General features: G+C 61.3%; 11 protein-coding genes. 5 read left to right on the top strand and 6 right to left on the bottom strand.

Annotation, left to right across the window (positions count from 1 at the left end; genetic code table 11):
* Positions 1-19: 19 nt before the first annotated feature.
* From KRR23_RS20865 to pilG, 6 genes are read right to left on the bottom strand one after another with little or no spacing between them, the layout of a single operon-like run.
* Positions 20-481: a chemotaxis protein CheW gene (locus KRR23_RS20865; RefSeq protein ID WP_216744039.1), complete on the bottom strand. Its 462-nt coding sequence runs from the start codon at positions 479-481 to the stop codon at positions 20-22.
* Positions 474-6,401 carry an Hpt domain-containing protein gene (locus tag KRR23_RS20860; RefSeq protein ID WP_216744038.1) on the bottom strand — a complete coding sequence of 1,976 codons (5,928 nt, stop codon included), beginning with the start codon at positions 6,399-6,401 and terminating at the stop codon, positions 474-476. The genes KRR23_RS20865 and KRR23_RS20860 overlap by 8 nt, the downstream gene beginning before the upstream one ends.
* A 38-nt stretch (positions 6,402-6,439) precedes the next feature.
* Entirely contained in the window at positions 6,440-8,500 is a 2,061-nt protein-coding gene (locus KRR23_RS20855) for a methyl-accepting chemotaxis protein (RefSeq protein ID WP_216744037.1), read from the bottom strand.
* 31 nt (positions 8,501-8,531) lie between these two features.
* Positions 8,532-9,083, bottom strand: a complete 552-nt coding sequence (locus tag KRR23_RS20850) for a chemotaxis protein CheW (RefSeq protein ID WP_216744036.1) — start codon at positions 9,081-9,083, stop codon at positions 8,532-8,534.
* Between the two features lie 10 nt (positions 9,084-9,093).
* Complete coding sequence (gene pilH / locus KRR23_RS20845; protein ID WP_019694067.1) at positions 9,094-9,459, bottom strand: twitching motility response regulator PilH; 366 nt, start codon at positions 9,457-9,459, stop codon at positions 9,094-9,096.
* Positions 9,460-9,516: 57 nt separating this feature from the next.
* On the bottom strand, positions 9,517-9,921 hold the full coding sequence (pilG, locus tag KRR23_RS20840; protein WP_103316754.1) for a twitching motility response regulator PilG: 405 nt from the start codon (positions 9,919-9,921) through the stop codon (positions 9,517-9,519).
* Positions 9,922-10,155: 234 nt separating this feature from the next.
* Here pilG and gshB point away from each other — a divergent pair, with 234 nt between their 5' ends.
* The 5 genes from gshB (at position 10,156) to pyrR (ending at position 13,935) form a co-directional block, all read left to right on the top strand.
* On the top strand, positions 10,156-11,109 hold the full coding sequence (gene gshB, locus KRR23_RS20835; RefSeq protein WP_216744035.1) for a glutathione synthase: 954 nt from the start codon (positions 10,156-10,158) through the stop codon (positions 11,107-11,109).
* A 77-nt stretch (positions 11,110-11,186) separates the two neighbouring features.
* On the top strand, positions 11,187-12,086 hold the full coding sequence (locus KRR23_RS20830) for an energy transducer TonB (protein ID WP_216744034.1): 900 nt from the start codon (positions 11,187-11,189) through the stop codon (positions 12,084-12,086).
* Positions 12,087-12,326: 240 nt separating this feature from the next.
* The gene (locus tag KRR23_RS20825) at positions 12,327-12,896 is read left to right on the top strand and encodes a YqgE/AlgH family protein (RefSeq protein ID WP_216744033.1); all 570 of its coding nucleotides are present in this window, start codon (positions 12,327-12,329) and stop codon (positions 12,894-12,896) included.
* The gene (ruvX, locus tag KRR23_RS20820) at positions 12,896-13,333 is read left to right on the top strand and encodes a Holliday junction resolvase RuvX (protein WP_054594455.1); all 438 of its coding nucleotides are present in this window, start codon (positions 12,896-12,898) and stop codon (positions 13,331-13,333) included. The genes KRR23_RS20825 and ruvX overlap by 1 nt, the downstream gene beginning before the upstream one ends.
* Before the next feature lie 95 nt (positions 13,334-13,428).
* A complete protein-coding gene (gene pyrR, locus KRR23_RS20815; RefSeq protein ID WP_123581324.1) occupies positions 13,429-13,935 on the top strand; it encodes a bifunctional pyr operon transcriptional regulator/uracil phosphoribosyltransferase PyrR in 507 nt (168 codons plus the stop codon).
* The last annotated feature ends 5 nt before the right edge of the window (positions 13,936-13,940 follow it).

The following is a 13,940-nucleotide window of genomic DNA, read 5'->3' as shown; positions in this document are numbered from 1 at the left end:
ACGCAGAGCGCGGGAACGATCAGGAAGGAACCAACCCCGCCCCCACCAACAACTCTTCCAGCGCCAGCAGATCCGGGACTTTCGCCACGTGTTCAGCGACCTGTACCGCGGCGTGTTCCAGCGAGCACAGCGGCACGTCAACATAGCTCAACTGGCTGTCGAGCTTGTAGGAACGTGGAATCCCTTGCACCAGCAAGGCGATGAATTTGAGGTGCGGGCGCCCGCCGAGGGCGTTTAGGACGACGATACGCGCGCGGTCGCCGATCACGGTTTTGTTGCCGCAGGCCGATTCGAAACTCAACAGCGGGATTTGCCGCTCGCGCCAGGTCACCAGGCCCAGGTACCAGGGCGGTGAGTCGAGGTCAAAGGCACCCGGCTGATAGTCGATCAACTCGGCGACCGCGACATTGGGCAGGATCAGGTTGCGATCGGCCAGGGGCAGCAGCAGCCCGGTGAGGTTGCTGGTGCGGTGTTCAAGCATGGGTTTTGCTCCATAAAGCGATGCTTTCGAGCAATACCGATTCCTGATACGGCTTGCCGAGGTAGTCATTGACGCCGATAGCCATCGCCCGGTCGCGGTGTTTCTGGCCGGTGCGCGAGGTGATCATGATGATCGGCAGGTGCTGCAACCGTGGATCGTTGCGCACCTGCATGGCCACTTCAAAACCATCCATGCGCGGCATTTCAATGTCCAGCAGCATCAGGTCGGGCATGTGCTCTTCGAGCAACAGCATGGCGTCGACACCGTCCTTGGCGGTCAGCACGTTCATGCCGTGGCGTTCGAGCAGGCGGCTGGTGACCTTGCGCACGGTGACCGAGTCGTCGACCACCAGGACCAGCATCGAACGCTGCGGCTCGGTCTCCGTGGCCGTCTCCTGAATGACCCGCTGCGGTGGCACGTGCGCCTGCATGGCGCGGATATGCGTCAGCAGGTCGAGAATCAGCACCACCCGACCATCGCCAAGAATGGTCGCGCCGGACAACCCCTGCACCGCCGCGAACTGCGGGCCGAGGCTTTTCACCACGATTTCCCGGGTACCGGTCGTCGCATCGACCTGCACCGCGATGCGTCGCTCGTTGCACTGCACCAGCAACACCGGTAACGGCAGGCTCTGGCCCAACAGTTTCGGGCGGACGCTGGTCTTCAGCAGCTCGCCGAGGTAGCACAGTTCATAGCGTTGCCCGGCGTATTCGTATGACGGTGGATCGAGCTGGTAATAACCCTCCAGTTCAAAGGGCAGCACGCACACGATGCCCTCGATGGTGTTCAGCGGGATCGCGTATTGATCCTCGGCACACTGCACCATCAACGCGCGGTTGACCGACACGGTGAACGGCAGCCGAATGCGAAAGTGCACGCCCTGCCCAGGTACAGAGTCGATGACCATCGAGCCACCGAGTTGCCGCACTTCTTCGTGAACCACATCCATACCGACGCCACGCCCGGAGATCTGAGTGATTTTCTCGGCAGTGGAAAACCCTGGCTGCAGAATGAACTGCAACACGTCGCGATCGCTCATGTCGCTACCGGGGTCGAGCAACCCGCGCTTGATCGCCTTGCGCCGCACGGCATCCAGCGGCACGCCGGCACCGTCGTCGCGAATGTCGAAAATGATGTCGCCACCCTCACGGGACAGGTCCAGGGTGATTCGGCCTTGCTCGGATTTACCGGCCGCTCGGCGTACTTCGGCGGATTCCAGACCGTGGTCGACAGCATTGCGCAGCATGTGCTCAAGCGGCGCCGCCATGCGTTCCAGCACATTGCGGTCCATCTCGCCTTCGGCGTTCCCGACAATGAACTCGACGTCCTTGCCCAACTCGCTGGAGACCTGACGAACGATACGCTTCAAGCGCGGCAGCATCCGTTCGAACGGCACCATGCGCGTGCGCATCAAGCCTTCTTGCAGTTCGGTGTTGATCCGGCCTTGTTGTTGCAGCAGGTTCTCTGCGTCGTGGTTGCAGCGCTCGAGGGTTTCCTTGAGGTCGAGCAAGTCGGAGGCCGACTCGAACAACGCCCGCGACAACTGCTGCAACTGCGAGTGACGGTCCATTTCCAGCGGATCGAACTCTTCGTAGCCCAGACGTTCGGCTTCAACCTGCTGCCGGCTGAGGATCCGTCCCTGGGTTTCGGTGTCGAGCCGGCGCAACTGATCGCGCATGCGCTCGATGGTGGTTTCCATCTCGCTCAGGGCGACTTGCGCATCGTTGACTTGCTGCTCGATGCGACCGCGGAAGATCGAGGTTTCCCCGGCCAGGTTGACCAGATCGTCCAACAGCTCGGCCGACACCTTGACCATATCGGTGCCAGCATCCGGTTGCAGCGCTGCGGTCTCAGGCTTGGCCACCGGTGCGACTTCAACCACCGGAGCCGGCATCGGGGCCTTGTCAGCCGTTGGGTGAGTGAAGGCCTTGATCGCGTCGATCAGGCTGTCCGCCGGCAGCACCGGCTGGCCGGCGCGGGTTGCGTCGAGCATCTGCGCCAACCGGTCATGGCTGCGTTGCAACAGATCGAACAACGCCGGTATGGCGTGCAGCAAGCCGGTCGACAACCCTTCGTAAAGAAATTCCAGCTCATGGGCCAGGTCGCCAATCGGGGCGATTTCGACCATTCGCGCGCCGCCCTTGAGGGTGTGCAGGTCGCGCAGCAGGGTTTCCATTTCCTGACGGTTCTGCGGGTCCGCCTGCCAGCGCGACAGCGCCGCGCCCGAGCTGTCGATGATGTCGAAACCTTCCTCGAGGAAGATCTCCAGCAGTTCCGGATCGTGGCTCGCCGCATCATTCGCCGCCGCTTCGACCGCATCGGCCGTGCTGCCGGTGCTTTGCCGAAATTGCTGGATCGCCTCGATCAGCGTACTCGGATCGCTCAGTGGCTGATGGTTTTGCAACTGCTCGAGCAACACCGCTAGGCGGTCGTGGCTCTGTTGCAGTAACACCCCGAGGGCTGGTGAATGACTGAAGCGCCGGTCGACCAGGCCTTCATAAAGGCTTTCAAGTTCGTGGGCCAGATCGCCGACCGGCCCAACCTCGGCCATTCGCGCGCCGCCCTTGAGGGTGTGCAAGTCGCGCTGCAATGACGACAGCGGCGCAGCGCTCTCTGGATCATTGAGCCAACGCTGCAAGGCCTGTCCGGCGCTTTCGAGGATATCCACCGCTTCTTCGAGAAAGATCGAAACGATTTCAGCGTCAATCGTCAACGCCTGCGCCTGTGCCAACTCGCTGGTGGCGCTGCCCAGTTCGGTAATGCTCAGCGTGCGGCTGCCATCGCTGCGAATCAGCCCCATGGCCGACGGATCAAGGCCCTCATTGAGCAAATCACGCAAGGCCCGCACCCGCGCCGGTTGTGAACCGACTTCCTGGCCGGCAGCCAGTTCGTCGAGCATGTTGATCAGCGCTTCGTGAGCGCTTTGGGCTTCGTGGAAGAACCGCTCGTTGACCGCCAGGCTGCTTTCTTCCACCGCGCCATAGAGGTCGAGCAAGGCTTCGCACAGCTCATCCACCGGATGCAGATCGGCCAGGTGCGCGTTCTCGCCCAGGGTCGTCAATTCATCCAGCAGCGCGCTGAGTTCCTGCCGCTCGCCGGGGTGTTGCTGCCAGCGCTGCAACAGGGTTTCGGCATCCAGCAGGATATCCATGCCCTGGGCCAGGAATTTGTTGATCAGTTGCGGATCACGCTTGATCCGCAGCCCCGTGTTCGGCGCATTGAGGATCGCGTCCAGGCGCTCGGCAAGCAGCGCCTGAGTGCGCCCGATCAAGTCTTCGGCACCCCTGATCGGCGTCAGCGGATCACCGTTCAATTGCTTCAGCCCGCGCCGCAACAGTTCACCGGCTTCGAGCAGCAGTTCGACTTCGTCCAGGTCCAGCGCAATCTGGTGCGCCTTGTACTCGCGGGCCAGATGATCGAACGGCGCCGCCAGTTCGGCAATCGGCAACACACCTGCCATCGAAGCGCTGCCCTTGAGGGTGTGCAAGGCGCGTTGCAACTCATCACTGGCCTGCAACGGCACATGCTCGGCGGCCTGATCGAGAAAACGGTCGAGGCTCTGGAGGTGGGTTTCAGCTTCGTTGCGGAAGATCTCCAGCAACTGCGGATCAAGCATCTCGCCATCCTGCAACGCAGTGTCCGGCAGGGTTTCATCCCCCTTCGCCAGGGCATGGGCGCGAGCGGCCAGGCGGTCGACATCTTCACGCTGACGCTGGGTGTTGGCGGCGAACTCAGCGATCAGTTCAGGGAGCAGTTGCAGCACTTCATCCAGCAGTTGATAAACCGGCGGACCCGGTTCGACACTGTGCTCCAGCACCCGGTTGAGCAGATTCTCCAGCGCCCACGCCAACTCGCCCAACACCAGAGCGCGGACCATTCGCCCGCTGCCTTTCAAGGTGTGGAAGGCGCGACGCAACTCGCTCAGGACCGAGGTGCTTTCGGGGCTGGCGACCCAGCGCGGCTGGTATTCGCGCAGGATATCCAGGACTTCATCGGTCTCCTCGAGAAAGACTTCGCGCAGCTCGGCATCCACCGGCTCTTCATCGGCCGGCGGCGGCAACAGACTGCCCGGCGTGATCAGCGCGGGCGGATTGACGGCACGGGCCGGGCTGGCCAACACCTCGGCCAGCGACTGGGCGATCTGCGGGTTATCCAGCGCCGGCAGATCCGGCATCACAAACGCCAAGCCTGGGCTCAGCACGTCTTCGGGCAGCGGCACAGGCACCTCGCCGGGGAAATACCCCAGAGCGGCCAGGCTTTGCTCGGCGACATCGAGGATCTTTTCGCCAGGCGCCTCGGGGTCTTCGCTCAAACGCTCCAGGTAATACTCGATGCCGGTAATGGCGTCGGCCAGGCTGTCGAGTTGCGGCCAATCGGGACGCGTCTGGTCTGCCAGCAGATGCTCGCGAATGAAACCGTTGCAGGCTTCCAGCAGGCTCGCCGCACGACTCAACGGAATCATCGCCAACGCGCCGCGCACCTGGGTCAGCAGGGCCGGAAGCGGTTGCAAGACCTGACGATCCCAATCGCTGTCGATGTAGTCGACGATCATGTCCTTGGCCTGTTGCAGGCAGATTCGCGCTTCCTTGATGACGATCTGGTGGATCTGCGTCAGGTCGGTGGTCGGCAACCGGCTCTCTTCGCGGTTTTCCTCGACGGTGCCGACCATTCCGGCCAGGGTCGCCTCAACGTAAAGCAGGGCTCCGGCGACATCCATCAGGATCGCGTCGTTCGGCTCGCGTTGGCCTTGTGCAAGGCTCAGGACCACCGCCAGTTGATCGATGATCACCTTGCGCGGTTGACCGAAGCCGAGCACTGCCAGGGTGTCGGCGATTTGCCGCAGTGGCGCCAGCAGGCTGTCGAGGTCCGAGACATGCTGACGGTCGCTGCGCACGAACAGGTCGAGGCGCTCCTTGACCCGCACCAGTTCTTCGCACAGCGCGGCCAGCACCGAGCGCATCGCGTCGCGATCCGGGCCGGCCAGGCGAGCGCGTTCTTCATCGACCATTGCACTGTCGGGCAACGCGTCGTCCAGGGCATAACGCTCTTTCATGGCTTGCATCTGCGCAGTGGGATGTTGTGCCTTGGCAATGTAGAACAGCAGGCTTTTGAGCAATTCAGGCGGCGCTGGCTGATTGATTTCCGAGATGCCGTGTTCGAGCAGGCGCTTGAGTTCCTTGTCAGCGTCCTTGAACAGGCTGCGCAGCGCCGGACTGTTGGCGACACCGCCGCTGAGCATGCCTTCGACCAGCGCCGAAGCGATCTGCCACAAAGGCCCCAATGGCGCCCCGTCGCAGAGCATTTCGAGGCGTGCAAAGACCTTGGCCAGATAGCCGAGATTGGTGGTGTCATCCTCTTCGCGAAGCAACCCAACCAGTCCCATCTGCAGCATTTGCCGCAATTTGCGCAGCACATTCGGCAGCTCGGCCGGCTCAAGCATTGCCAGCGTGTCGTCATCCAATTCGGGAAGCGCTTGCCACTGCGGGCTGAACAGGCTGGTTTCCGACAACAGGCTTTCGCCGCGGGCGCTGCGCAGGTCGTTGATCAACGGCAAGAGCACCAACGGTAAGTCACGGCGGGCGCTGTGCACTCGGTCGAGGTAAATCGGCAGTTGGCCAAGGGCTTGTTGCAGCAGGCGAATGGCTTCATCGCGGTGGCTGACGCGGTTGTGCTGCAACGCCGCCGCGAGCTGCTCCATCTCTTCGGCGAGCAACGCCGCGCCGTAGAATTCAACCATCTGCAAACTGCCGTGAACCTGATGAATCCCCGCCAGGCACTCCGCGATCGCGTGCGCCGTCAGTGGTTCTTCGACCCGGTTGTCGAGGGCCATGCTTTCAAGGGCAATAAACGCCTGCTTCAACGTTTCGGCAATTTCGCCCTTGACCCATTCGAGGGCCACATAGTCGTGCCGATCACCCATAACCACTCCCATCAAAATGCTTTTCCAGCAGGCATCGTTCAAGCCTTGTCGGCGCTGCGCTCAGGCACCGCCGGCAAGGTGAAACCAGACACCGAACGCCGCAGCTGGCTGGCCATCTTCGCCAGGTTGCCGATGCTCTCGGCGGTGGCCGTGGAGCCCGACGAGGTCTGCGTGGTGATCTGCTGGATCACGTTCATCGTCAAGGATATCTGACCCGCCGAAGACGTCTGTTGCTGCGCCGCGTTGGAAATACTCTGGATCAACGCTGCAAGCGTTTTCGATACGCCTTCGATTTCTTCCAGGGCCACCCCCGCATCCTGCGCCAGTCGCGCGCCACGCACCACTTCGGTGGTGGTCTGCTCCATGGAAATCACCGCTTCATTGGTGTCAGTCTGGATCGCCCGCACCAGAGTTTCAATTTGTCGGGTGGCCGCCGACGAGCGCTCCGCCAGCCGCTGGACTTCATCGGCAACCACCGCAAAACCACGCCCGGCGTCACCGGCCATGGAGGCCTGAATGGCGGCGTTCAGCGCGAGAATATTGGTCTGGTCGGCAATGTCGTCGATCAGGCTGACGATGTCGCCGATTTCCTGGGACGACTCGCCCAGACGCTTGATCCGCTTGGCTGTGTCCTGAATCTGCTCACGGATATTGTCCATGCCGTGAATGGTGTTGTGCACCACCTCGTTGCCTTTGTTGGCGATCTCCACCGAGCGCTCGGCAACGGCGGACGACTCGGCGGCATTGGCCGAAACCTGATCGATGGATTGGGCCATTTCGTTGATCGCTGTCGAGGCTTCGGAAATCTGCTGCGCCTGATGCTCCGAGGCCTGGGCCAGGTGCATCGCGGTCGCCTGGGTTTCCTGCACCGCGGCAGCGACCTGGCCGGCGGTCAGGTTGATGGTCGCGACCAGATCGCGCAGCTGATCGACCGAGTAATTGATCGAGTCGGCGATGGTCCCGGTGAAGTCTTCGGTGACCGATGCCGTGACTGTCAGGTCGCCATCGGCGAGGTCTTCGATCTCGTCGAGCAAGCGCATGATCGCGTTCTGGTTACGTTCGTTCTTCTCGGCGGTTTCGCGCAACTGGCGATTGGTTTCACGGACCATCACCAGGCCGATCAGGATGATTGAAGTCAACGCCAGCAAACCCAGCACGTAACCACCGATGGTATCGGTCGAACGCCCACCCACCATGTTTTCGAAACCGTTGGCCAGGTGCGACGCCTCATCGAGCAAGGTCTGCGACAAGTTGAAGATATTGCCCGCCGACTCGCGGACCTTGAACAGTTCCGGCGAGGTTTCGAGGATCTCGTCGACCGAGCCCGAAACGAACTCGAACAGCTCGGCAATCTCGGTCAGACGGGCACGGGCGTCCTGGTCTTCGACCTGGCTGATTTTCATCAGCGGATTGCCTTGAAGCATGCCGTTGAGCACTTGACCAAAGCGCGCGGCATCACGGCCAAAGGCGTCGGCAGCCTGTTGGGCATTTTCGTCGCCGACGAGCACCGTGTTGACCGCGCCCAGGATCCGTTCGGCCAGCAACGACTGGCGCTGAGCCATGGCGACCTGAGTCGCCGGTGCGCCGCGCTGGAGCAGGATTTCGACGACTTTTTCGTACTCGACCTGCAACTGCGGCACGGTCTCGGCCAGGGTCGCGGCGACCTGATGCAGCGACAGCACAGTCTGTTCGCTGGAAAGAATCGCGTCGGTATTTTTCAGCAGGCGCTCCCAGTCCAGTTGCACCGCTCGCATTTCGGCGTGCACCGCGTGGGGTGCTGGTGGCAGACCGGTGGTCGGGTCACCTTTTTTCAGGTAGCCCCAACGCAGGGCGAAGTCGTTACGCGAATCACTCAGCAGCTTAAAGGCCGCCGCTTTGCCGGCCGCCGCTTCAGTGGCGTTCTTGGCGATGCGCTGGGACAGCACGCGCAGCTCGCCAGCGTGACCAATGTACTGCTTGTCGTAGGAGGCCTGGGTATTGAGGTAAGCGAAGTTGGCGAACAGCAACACGATGAACACGATCAGCGCCATGAACAGCACAATGATCTGCGCACGACTGCGCGACCCTTCCGTAGCCTTGCCTGTATTTGCTTTTATCATCGATCCTCGCCCGTTCTGCCCAATTCAACTCTCACCCCTGTAGGAGCAAGGCTACATCCATGAACCGAGGGGACTGCACCAGGGCAAACGGGCTGAAAACCTGCCAACGTTGCTCGCGTTCGAACTGTCCCTTTATGAAAAGGCCCGCCGCACCACCCTGAGCGTCCAGTGATGCCGGCTCGAAACTGGCCTGATTGAAGTGCTGCATGCCAAGCACCTCATCGACCATCAACCCGACGAACACCTCTTTATACTCAACGACCAATACGCGCCGCTGTTTGCGCAGCGCAGACAACTCAATCCCGAGGAAACCGCACAGATCCATGACCGGCAACAGTCGTCCGCGCAGGTTACCCACGCCCCTGACCCACGACTTGACCCCAGGCAGCTGAGTCAGACGCGGTTCGTGCAACACCTCGCTGACCTCGCCCATCGGCGCCACGTACCAGCGCTCGCCGAGGCGAAAGCCGATCCCGCTCCAGCCGTGGTTGCGGGTTTGCTGCGAAGGCAGGTCCGCCGCCAGCAGGCGGCAGCGCTGATCGATCTGCAGCAGCAGTTCGAAGGCAGTCAGCGACTCGGCCATCGGTCGGCCGTCAGCCTGCCAGCACGTTGTTCAGGGTCTTGATCAGGGTGTCTTCTTCCACCGGCTTGGTGAGGTAGTCCCTGGCGCCCTGGCGGGTGCCCCAGACCTTGTCGGTTTCCTGATCCTTGGTGGTGATGATGATCACCGGGATGTGCCCGGTTTCCGGGTCTTTGGTCAACTGGCGGGTGGCCTGGAAACCGTTGAGGCCGGGCATGACGATGTCCATCAGCACCGCGTCGGGTTTTTCCTGGCGGGCCAGTGCCACACCGTCTGCGCCGTTTTCGGCTTTCAACACTTCGTGACCGTGCTTTTCCAGCATGCCGGTCAGTTTGTACATTTCGGTCGGCGAATCATCGACGATCAGAATACGTGCCATGGTCTTCCCCATTCTTGTAGACGCCGGGCCCGCTGGCCGAGCGTCACTGTGCGTGTCTTACTGCGGCGAAACAACGGCAAAGCCCGGTACATGGGCCTGGATCGCGCTCAGCAGTTCTTCCTTGCTGAAAGGCTTGGTCAAAAACTGGTCGGAGCCGACGATGCGCCCCTTGGCCTTGTCGAACAACCCGTCCTTGGACGACAGCATAATCACTGGCGTGGACTTGAACGCGCTGTTGTTCTTGATCAACGCGCAGGTCTGATAGCCATCCAGACGCGGCATCATGATGTCGACAAAGATGATGCCGGGATGATTGTCGGCAATCTTGGCCAGGGCATCGAAACCATCGATGGCCGTGATGACCTCACAGCCTACGTTTTTCAACAACGTTTCGGCGGTACGGCGAATCGTCTTCGAATCGTCGATCACCATGACCTTCAAGGCGCTGGAATGCTGTTCCATATCTGCTCTACCGTCGCCTTTGCGAATCAAATTGTCGTTTGCGGCTTACCGAGGGCCCGAAACCCTTGATGCTCAAGGGCCAGAACGATATGGCAGCCTTTTTAGCACAGTCTCCAAATCCAATCTATCGAGCAACCTTCGAGGTGGTTTTTCCTTGACCGGGAACACACTGGGCGCCACTCTGACGCCACTTTTTCATGTCGCTTCGACCACCCAAATTTCGAGGAAAAACCCATGAGCGTTCGCGTCGGGATTGTCATGGACCCTATCGCCAGCATTTCCTATAAAAAGGATAGCTCGCTGGCCATGCTGTTGGCCGCCCAGGCGCGCGGCTGGACGCTGTTCTATATGGAACAGCGCGATCTTTACCAGGCCGAAGGTGAAGCCCGGGCGCGGATGCGTCCTTTGAAAGTTTTCGCCAACCCGGAAAAATGGTTTGAGCTGGGAGCCGAAACCGACGCGCTGCTGAGCGATCTGGACGTGATCCTGATGCGCAAGGATCCGCCATTCGACATGGAGTTCGTTTACTCCACCTACTTGCTGGAGCAAGCCGAGAGCGCGGGCGTACTGGTAGTCAACAAGCCGCAGAGTCTGCGCGACTGCAATGAAAAACTGTTCGCCACACTGTTCCCGCAGTGCACGCCGCCGACCGTGGTCAGCCGCCGTCCCGATGTACTGCGCGATTTCGCCGATCATCATGGCGATGTGATTCTCAAACCGCTGGACGGCATGGGTGGTGCGTCGATCTTCCGTCACACCAAGGGCCATCCGAACCTGTCGGTGATCCTCGAAACCCTGACCCAGCACGGCAAGCAGCAAATCATGGCGCAGGGTTACCTGCCGGCGATCAAGGACGGCGACAAGCGCATCCTGATGATCGATGGCGAACCGGTGGATTACTGCCTGGCGCGGATTCCCGCCGCTGGCGAAACCCGTGGCAACCTGGCCGCCGGTGGTCGTGGCGAAGCACGTCCGCTGACCGACAAGGACCGCTGGATCGCCGCACAGGTCGGCCCGACCCTGCGTGAAAAGGGCTTGCTGTTCGTCGGCCTCGACGTGATCGGCGAGCACCTGACCGAAATCAACGTCACCAGTCCGACCTGCATTCGCGAGATCGACAACGCTTTTGGCACGAACATCGGCGAAATGCTGATGGCTGCCATCGATCAGAAGCTTAAAGCGCGTTGATATAGAACACCCAAGTTACGACCAACATTGCGTTATCATGCGCGGCTTGTGAAAAACGCGATGTTGGTTTTCTTGTTATGACACTTCCGTCCGATCTGCCTCCCGAACTCGCCCACCGTGGCGTGCGCCCGGCCGATCGCCTCGGATTTACCCTGTTTCTTGCGGCGCTGATTCACCTGGCCTTGCTGTTGGGCGTCGGGTTCACCTTTGTCGAACCCAAGCAGATCAGCAGAACCCTGGAAATCACCCTCGCCACCTTCAAAAGCGAAAAGAAGCCTGCAAAAGCCGATTTCCTCGCCCAGGAAAACCAGCAAGGCAGCGGCACTCTGGATAAGAAGGCGATCCCCAAGACCACCGAGATCGCACCATTCCAGGACAACAAGGTGCAAAAGGTCTCGCCCCCGCCGTCGGTCAAGCCTCAGGTAGAGGAAGCCGCGCCGAAAGCCGCCGTGACCACCATCGCGCCCGCGCCAAAGAAAGCCGTGGCCAAGAAACAAGAGGTCAAGGCCGAGCCGACACCCAAGGCCGCGACACCGACGTTTGACAGCTCGCAGCTGTCCAGCGACATCGCCAGCCTGGAAGCGGAACTGGCCAACGAACAACAGCTGTATGCCAAGCGCCCGCGTATCCACCGCCTGAGCGCCGCCTCGACCATGCGCGACAAGGGCGCCTGGTATAAGGACGAATGGCGCAAGAAGGTCGAGCGTATCGGTAATTTGAACTACCCCGAAGAAGCCCGGCGCAAGCAGATCTACGGCAACTTGCGACTGATGGTCTCGATCAACCACGATGGTTCGCTGTATGAGGTGCTGGTGCTGGAATCCTCCGGCCAGCCGCTGCTGGATCAAGCCGCGCAGCGCATCGTCCGTCTGGCCGCACCGTTTGCGCCGTTTACCGGCGACCTATCGGATATCGACCGGCTGGAAATCATTCGCACATGGAAATTTGCACGCGGAGACAAGCTCTCCAGTAACTGACACTGGCGCTCATCTGTGGCGAGGGAGCTTGCTCCCGCTGGGCTGCGAAGCGGCCCCAAAAGCGGCAACCCCATTCAATCGGGCACAACGCGCCAGCCGGATTGCGACTGCTACGCCCGAGCGCGGACCGGCCCAGCGGGAGCAAGCTCCCTCGCCACAGGGGCCTGCGGTGAATCCAATCAGCATTTCCTGCGCATCCCCAGCTTGTCAGTTTGCCCCTCCAACGCCACACTAGCGCCTATGAAGAACGTCAGCCCGAGCTACCTCAAGCATCACTTCCTGATCGCCATGCCTCACATGGCCGACCCGAACTTTGCGCACACCTTGACCTACATCGTCGAGCACACGGCCAATGGTGCCATGGGGTTGATCATCAACCGCCCACAAGACCTGAGCCTGGCGGACATTCTCGAGCAATTGCGCCCTGACATCGAACCCTCGCCACTGTGCCAGCACGTGCCGATTTTCACTGGCGGCCCGGTACAGACCGATCGCGGTTTTGTCCTGCACCCCGTCGGCTCGACGTATCAGGCAACGGTCGAGCTGGATGGCCTGGCACTGTCCACCTCCCAAGACGTGCTGTTTGCCATCGCCGATGGCGTTGGCCCGAGCAAAAGCCTGATCGCCCTCGGCTACGCCGGTTGGGAACCCGGACAACTGGAAACCGAGCTGGCCGACAACGCCTGGCTGACCTGCCCGTTCGATGCCGACATCCTGTTCAACACCAGCAGTGAGCTGCGCCTGGAAGCGGCTGCCAAGCGCCTGGGCATCAACCTAAGCCTGCTAACCAGCCAGGCGGGACACGCCTGATGGCCCTGCGTCTGATTCTGGGCTTTGACTACGGCACCAAACAGATCGGCGTTGCGGTCGGACAGGTGATTACCGGCCAGGCCCGCGAGCTCTGCACCTTGAAGGCGCAAAACGGCATCCCGGACTGGAATCAGGTCGAAGCCCTGATCAAGGAATGGAAACCCGACGCTGTGGTGGTCGGCCTCCCGCTGAACATGGACGGCACGCCCAGTGACATGTGCTTGCGCGCCGAGAAGTTCGCCCGCCGCCTGAATGGCCGCTACAACCTGCCCTTCTATACCCACGATGAACGTCTGACCACCTTTGAGGCCAAAGGTGAACGGCGGGCACAGGGCGGGCAGAAAGGCAGTTACCGCGACAACCCGGTCGACGCCATCGCTGCCGCCCTGCTGCTGCAAGGCTGGCTCGACGAAAACACTGCACTGTTCGAATCCTGAAAGCCGAATCCTGAAGAGGCGCCACAGTGCCTCTCTTCGCTACAACCCGAGCCGCACTGTACACGCAGCGTGCTCGGGCCCATGAAGGAGCAACCATGAGCCTGCCCAATCCCGCCGAACTGATCAGCCAAATGGCGGTCCGTCTCAAGGCCCATCTTGAACACCGGGGCATCAGCGAACCGCGCTACGTCGGCATTCGCACCGGTGGTGTGTGGGTCGCCCAGGCCTTGCTCGAAGAGCTTGGCAGCGACGCGCCACTGGGCACCCTGGACGTTTCCTTCTACCGCGACGACTTCAGCCAGAGCGGTCTGCACCCGCAGGTGCGCCCTTCGGCACTGCCGTTCGAAATCGAAGGCCAGCACCTGGTGCTGATCGACGACGTGCTGATGAGCGGTCGGACCATCCGCGCCGCCATGAACGAACTCTTCGATTACGGCCGCCCGGCCAGCATCACCCTGGTGTGCTTGCTCGATCTGGATGCCGGCGAGCTGCCAATCCGCCCGAACGTGGTGGGTGCCACCCTGTCGCTGGCGGCCCACGAACGGGTCAAGTTGACCGGCCCCGACCCGCTGCAACTCGAACTGCAAGACCTCGCCCTTTAATTCGC

It is taken from the genome of Pseudomonas sp. CVAP#3, from assembly GCF_018986375.1.
Lineage (GTDB): Bacteria > Pseudomonadota > Gammaproteobacteria > Pseudomonadales > Pseudomonadaceae > Aquipseudomonas > Aquipseudomonas helvetica.
This window is presented reverse-complemented; position numbering and strand designations above follow the sequence as displayed.